The sequence below is a fragment of the Streptomyces sp. genome (assembly GCF_035563135.1).
Taxonomy (GTDB): Bacteria; Actinomycetota; Actinomycetes; order Streptomycetales; family Streptomycetaceae; genus Streptomyces.
This window is the reverse complement of sequence record NZ_DATMVN010000552.1, coordinates 1-5,311: the sequence shown is the minus strand read 5'-3', so window position 1 is coordinate 5,311 and position 5,311 is coordinate 1. Positions and strand designations below refer to the sequence as shown.

6 protein-coding genes are annotated in these 5,311 nt (G+C 72.4%); 2 read left to right on the top strand and 4 right to left on the bottom strand.

The features are described from left to right. Positions 1-200 precede the first annotated feature (200 nt). From VN520_RS24495 to VN520_RS24480, 4 genes are all read right to left on the bottom strand, one after another. Positions 201-524, bottom strand: coding sequence for a multidrug efflux SMR transporter (locus VN520_RS24495; protein ID WP_325749096.1), 324 nt, complete (start codon positions 522-524; stop codon positions 201-203). A 115-nt stretch (positions 525-639) separates the two neighbouring features. Further along, positions 640-1,656, bottom strand: a complete 1,017-nt coding sequence (gene rsgA / locus VN520_RS24490; RefSeq protein WP_325749095.1) for a ribosome small subunit-dependent GTPase A — start codon at positions 1,654-1,656, stop codon at positions 640-642. 3 nt (positions 1,657-1,659) lie between these two features. Next, positions 1,660-3,039: a 3-phosphoshikimate 1-carboxyvinyltransferase gene (gene aroA, locus VN520_RS24485; RefSeq protein WP_325749094.1), complete on the bottom strand. Its 1,380-nt coding sequence runs from the start codon at positions 3,037-3,039 to the stop codon at positions 1,660-1,662. A gap of 105 nt (positions 3,040-3,144) precedes the next feature. Further along, a complete protein-coding gene (locus VN520_RS24480) occupies positions 3,145-3,858 on the bottom strand; it encodes a M50 family metallopeptidase (protein WP_325749093.1) in 714 nt (237 codons plus the stop codon). A 74-nt stretch (positions 3,859-3,932) separates the two neighbouring features. On the opposite strand from VN520_RS24480, the gene VN520_RS24475 reads away from it, so the two are divergent. Together VN520_RS24475 and VN520_RS24470 are read left to right on the top strand one after the other, a co-directional pair. After that, positions 3,933-4,748, top strand: a complete 816-nt coding sequence (locus VN520_RS24475; protein ID WP_325749092.1) for an SOS response-associated peptidase — start codon at positions 3,933-3,935, stop codon at positions 4,746-4,748. A gap of 17 nt (positions 4,749-4,765) precedes the next feature. Then, positions 4,766-5,311, top strand: a 546-nt coding sequence (locus VN520_RS24470) for an alpha/beta family hydrolase (protein WP_325749091.1), incomplete at its 3' end; no start/stop codon positions are given.

Here is a 5,311-nt window from a genome sequence, read left to right as displayed (position 1 = left end):
GGTCCGGCCGGCTCCCGGACCGGCACCGCCCACGCCCGCCGAGCTGCTCGCGCTCGTCCGGGACCGGGGCGTGACCGCGCCGAAGGACGGCCCCACACCGTGCGGTCCCGCGGAGCCGGCGAGGACTGCGGGATCGCGCTCCGGCCCGTCCTCCCGTCCCCCTCGGCGCCGGCGGAACGCTCAGGCTCCTCCGGGCGGGCTCAGTGCGCCGAACCGGAGAGCTGCAGACCGATCACGCCGATGATCACCAATGAGATCGACACCAGCTTGAGCGTGGAGACCACGTCGCCGAGGAAGACCATCCCGTAGATCGCGGTCCCCGCCGCTCCGATGCCCGTCCACACCGCGTAGGCCGGGCCCACATCGAGCTTCTTGAGCGCCATCGTGAGCAGACCGAAACTGCCGAGGGCGAACGCACAGAACGCGATCGTCGGCCAGATCCGGGTGAATCCGTGGGAAAGCTTCAGACACACGGCGAAGCCGGTCTCCAGCAGTCCGGCGACCACGACCAGCAACCACGCCATCGTCAGGTGCCTCCCACGTAGGTGACGCTTCGTCCTGCTTGCGCGATTATGCCCTTACCGACCGTGAGTGCCCGCGAACGTGCGCGCGTCGGCGTCGGGCCTCGGCCGCCGTCGCTCAGTCGCCCTCGCGCCGCTCCCGGGTCGAGAGCAGCCTCCGCAGCGAGTCGAGCCGCGCCGGATCGGCGTGCCCCTGTGCCACCCACGCGTCCAGGGCGCACTCCGGCTCCTGGCCGTCATGGGTGCAGCCGCGCGGGCAGTTCTCCGTGCCCGGCTGGAGATCGGGGAAGGCGTTGATGACCCGCGAGGGGTCGACATGGTGCAGCCCGAACGACCGTACGCCCGGGGTGTCCACCACCCAGCCGCGGCCGTCCGGCAGCGGCAGCGCGAGCGCCGACGTGGTGGTGTGCCTGCCGCGCCCCGTCACGGCGTTGACCACACCGGTCGTCCGCCGCCGGTCCTTCGGCACCAGGGCGTTGACCAGCGTCGTCTTGCCGACCCCGGAGTGCCCCACGAAGGCGGTCACCCGGTCGTTCAGCAGCTCCCGCACCCGGTCGGCCGCGTCGCCGTTCTCCAGCTCCTCGCGGCTGGTCACGATGTAAGGGACACCCAGCGGGGTGTACGCCTCCAGGAGCTTGTCCGCCGAGGCCAGGTCGGACTTGGTCAGCACCAGGAGCGGGGTGAGCCCGCCGTCGTACGCCGCCACGAGACAGCGGTCGATCATGCGCGGGCGGGGTTCGGGGTCGGCGAGCGCGGTGACGACGGCCAGCTGGTCGGCGTTGGCGACGACCACTCGTTCGAACGGATCGTCGTCGTCCGCCGTGCGGCGGAGCACCGACGTACGCGCGCCGATCCGCACGATGCGCGCGAGGGTGTCCTTGTCGCCGGAGAGGTCGCCCACCAGGGAGACCCGGTCGCCCACCACGGCGGCCTTGCGGCCCAGCTCGCGCGCTTTCATGGCCGTCACCGCGCGGCCGTCGACGAGACAGGTGAGCCTGCCCCGGTCGACGGTGAGGACCATGCCGTCCTGGGCGTCCTCGTGTTTGGGGCGCGTGTGGGTGCGGGGCCGGTTGCCCTTGGGGTTGGGGCGGACGCGGATGTCGTCCTCGTCGGGATTCTTCCCGTAGCGACGCATGCCTCAGACCCCGCGCCTGGCCGGTGAGGCGGCGGTCGCACCGGGCGAGACACCGACGGCCCCCGAGGGCTCCCCGAGCATGCCGGCCCACATCTCCGGGAAGTCCGGCAGGGTCTTGGCCGTCGTACCGACGTTCTCGATCTCCACCCCCGCCACGGCGAGGCCGATGATCGCACCCGCGGTCGCCATCCGGTGGTCGTCGTACGTGTGGAAGGTGCCGCCGTGCAGCGGGCGCGGCCTGATCCGCAGGCCGTCGGCGGTCTCCGTGACGTCACCGCCGAGACCGTTGATCTCCTTGGTGAGCGCCGCCAGCCGGTCCGTCTCGTGCAGCCGCAGATGGGCGACACCGCTCAGGGTGGACGGGGAGTCCGCGAGGGCGGCGAGGGCCGCGATGCCCGGCGTCAGCTCACCGACCTCACCGAGGTCGACGTCGATGCCGTGGACCGTGCCCGATCCGGTGAAGGTGAGGCCGCGCTCGGTCAGCTCGCACACGCCACCCATTGCGGTGAAGATCTCGCGCAGCGCGTCACCCGGCTGGGTGGTCCGCAGCGGCCAGTCGGGGACCGTCACGCGGCCGCCGGTCACCAGCGCGGCGGCCAGGAACGGCTGGGCGTTGGACAGGTCGGGCTCGACGGTCAGGTCGCGGCCCAGCAAGGCGGAGGGGGAGACCCGCCAGACGTCGGGCTCGCCGCCCGTCTCCGGCTCGTCGACCTGGGCGCCCACAGAGCGCAGCATGTCGACGGTCATCCGGATGTGGGGCATGGACGGAAGGGCCGAGCCCGTGTGACGCACCTCCACGCCCTGGTTGAACCGGGGCCCGGACAGCAGCAGGGCGGAGACGAACTGGGAGGACGAGGAGGCGTCGATGGACACCGGTCCCCCGTCCAGCGCTCCCGCGCCGTGCACGGTCAGCGGCAGTGTTCCCCGGCCGTCGTCGTCGATGCGGGCACCCAGGGACTTCAGCGCGCCGATCACGCCGTGCAGGGGCCGCTCGTAGGACCGGGGGTCCCCGTCGAAGTGGACGGGACCGTCCGCGAGGCAGGCCACGGGCGGCAGGAAACGCATCACCGTGCCCGCGTTGCCGACGTCCACCCGGGCCGGGCCGTGCAGACCGGCGGGGATGACCCGCCAGGCCTCGCCCGAGCCGTCCGGGCCCACGCCCTCCTCGATGCCGACGCCCATCGCGCGGAGCGCCTGGGCCATCAGCAGGGTGTCGCGGGAGCGCAGGGGGCGGCGCAGCCATCCCGGCTCCGAGGACAGGGAGGCGAGGACGAGGGCGCGATTGGTGACCGACTTCGATCCGGGCACGGTGACGGTCGCATCGACGGCCCCGGTCGCTCGGGGGGCGGGCCAGAGGGCGGGGTGCACGGAACTTTCGGTCATGCCCCTCACTTTAGTGGCTCGTCGCAAGCCCAGATCCTGAACAAAAAGGATGAAACCGGGATGTAACGCAAGGGTGGTAAGGGCAGGCCCTTCGATCACGCGCCTTCACAGTCCGAGGAGCCAGCGTCCGCCGCCGATCAGCGAGCAGAGCGACACCGCGTGGAAGAGGAAGAGCCAGAGCGCGGCCGGTGCGTGCGTCAGCCGGGCGAGCTGGTCGGCGTCGGAGTCGGGGGCGCCGCCGTACCGGCGCTTGGACTGCAGCTCGAACGCCGGGCGCACGCCGCCGAGCAGCAGGAACCAGACCACGGTGTACGCGAACGCCGACCGGACGTCGGCCGGGGTCAGCCAGGACACCAGCAGGAAGGCCGTACCCGTGAGGATGACCGTCAGCGCTCCGTACAGATTGCGGATCATCACCAGCATCACCGCCAGGAGCGCGGTCGCCAGCCACAGGAGCAGCGTGATCCGGCCGTCGGCCAGCAGCCAGGCGCCGCCCAGCCCCAGCAGCGGTGGCGCCGTGTAGCCGGCCGCGGCCGTGAGGATCATGCCGATACCGGTGGGCCTGCCGCGGCTGACGGTGAGGCCGCTCGTGTCCGAGTGCAGCCGGATGCCGGAGAGCTGCCGCCCGGTGAGCAGGGCGATCAGTCCGTGCCCTCCCTCGTGCGCGATGGTGATCGCGTTGCGCGAGAGCCGCCATATGAGGTTCGGCACCACCGCGACGAGCGCCGCCGTGGCCGTGACGACCACCAGCCACTGCTCGGGAGCGGGCTGGGTCCCGAAGACGCGATCCCACAGATCGCCCAGGTCGGTGCTGTCCATGGTGCGGGCGGCTCCTTGATGCTTGAGGGGCGGAGGTACCCACTCGGCCGGCGGGTCGTGGCAGTCTGGCACTTATGTGCGGACGGTATGCAGCGAGTCGGCGGCCGGAAGACCTGACCGGACTCTTCGGTGTGGAGAAGTGGGAACCGACGGAAACCCTGGAGCCCGACTGGAACGTGGCGCCGACCAAGGAGGTCCACGCGGTTCTGGAGCGTCCTGTGAAGGACGCGGACGACCAGCGTCCGGTTCGCCAGCTGCGCGCCCTGAAGTGGGGTCTCGTGCCGTCCTGGGCGAAGTCTCCGGAGGGCGGCGCCCGCATGATCAACGCCCGTGCGGAGACCGTCCACGAGAAGCCGTCCTTCCGCCGCCCCTTCGTGTCGAGGCGCTGCATCCTGCCCGCCGACGGCTACTACGAGTGGGTCACCGGGGCCGACGAGCGGCAGCTGGAGGAGAAGGGGAAGAAGAAGCGGCCGCGCAAGCAGCCGTATTTCGTGACGCCCGCGGACGGCTCGGTCTTCGCCATGGCCGGCCTGTACGAGTTCTGGCGCGACCGGACACTGCCCGACGACCATCCGCGGGCCTGGTGGGCGACCTGCTCGGTCATCACCACCGAGGCGGAGACGGCCCCGCTCGCCGTGGCGCCCGCGGACGGGCCCGCCTCGCTCTCCGAGATCCACCCCCGGATGCCGCTGATGCTGACCCCGGACCGCTGGGACGACTGGCTCGACCCCTCGCACACCGGTGTCGAGGAGCTGAGGGCGCTGCTGGAGCCGCCGCCGGGCGGGCTCATGCGGGCCTACCCGGTGGGCACCGCCGTCAGCAACGTCCGTAACAACGGTCCGGAACTCCTGGAGGAGCTGGCCGGGCCGGAGGAGGGCACGCTCTTCTGATCGGGCAGGATGGGCGCGTGAGCCGTACGACAGGGACAGCGCAGAAGACGGAGAGCGTCGGCACGGACGCCGGAGAGGCCAGGATCACCTGGCTCCCCGCGAAGGACGCCCGTCTCGTGCTCGCCGTCGGCCACGGAGCCGGCGGCGGCATCGAGGCCCGTGACCTCCAGGCCCTGGCCGCGGTGCTGCCGGGCCGCCGGGTGACCGTGGCGCTGGTGGAGCAGCCGTGGCGGGTGGCCGGGAAGAAGCTGGCGCCGGCGCCCCGGACCCTGGACACCGGCTGGCGGGGGCTGTGGCCCGCGCTGACCGCACCGGGACTTCCCGTCGTCGCCGGGGGGCGCAGCGCCGGCGCCCGGGTGGTCTGCCGTACGGCGACGGAACTCGGGGCCCGCGCGGTGCTCGCCCTGAGCTTCCCGCTGCACGTGCCGGGGAAACCGGAGAGGTCCCGCGCGCGGGAGCTGCTCGGCGCGGGCGTCCCCACCCTGGTGGTACAGGGCGGTCGCGACCCGTTCGGACGGCCGGAGGAGTTCCCTCCGGGGGAGCACGAACTCGTCGGGGTGCCG

What these genes read in the sequence shown, in the direction of transcription:
- VN520_RS24495 (WP_325749096.1), bottom strand. Translation starts at nt 524, where the DNA reads ATGGCGTGGTTGCTGGTCGTGGTCGCCGGACTGCTGGAGACCGGCTTC.
- VN520_RS24475 (WP_325749092.1), top strand. Translation starts at nt 3,933, where the DNA reads ATGTGCGGACGGTATGCAGCGAGTCGGCGGCCGGAAGACCTGACCGGA.
- VN520_RS24480 (WP_325749093.1), bottom strand. Translation starts at nt 3,858, where the DNA reads ATGGACAGCACCGACCTGGGCGATCTGTGGGATCGCGTCTTCGGGACC.
- rsgA (WP_325749095.1), bottom strand. Translation starts at nt 1,656, where the DNA reads ATGCGTCGCTACGGGAAGAATCCCGACGAGGACGACATCCGCGTCCGC.
- aroA (WP_325749094.1), bottom strand. Translation starts at nt 3,039, where the DNA reads ATGACCGAAAGTTCCGTGCACCCCGCCCTCTGGCCCGCCCCCCGAGCG.